1 pseudogene is annotated in these 225 nt (G+C 77.3%); it reads right to left on the bottom strand.

Features of this window, described 5'->3' with window-relative positions:
* A pseudogene (locus tag E9549_RS23020) lies at positions 1 to 206 on the bottom strand (HNH endonuclease); the annotation flags it as partial.
* Positions 207 to 225 lie beyond the last annotated feature (19 nt).

Raw genomic sequence — 225 nt, 5'->3', positions numbered from 1 at the left:
AGCGGGGCGTGGATGGTCAGCTGGGCGGTGACCGGCGGCCGGGACCTGTCCCAGGGGCGCAGGATCAGGTCGGCGGCGACGGCGGCCCGGAGGACGCCGATGGGGCGGGTGTCGCCGTCGGCGCGCAGCAGCTGGGCGTACTGGTCGATGGCGTCGGCGCAGGCCGCGGCCAGGTGCACGGGCAGGTCGGCGACGAGCTGGCTCATCCCGTCACCGGTGCGCCGG

It is taken from the genome of Blastococcus sp. MG754426, assembly GCF_021699055.1.
GTDB lineage: Bacteria > Actinomycetota > Actinomycetes > Mycobacteriales > Geodermatophilaceae > Blastococcus.
This window is presented reverse-complemented; position numbering and strand designations above follow the sequence as displayed.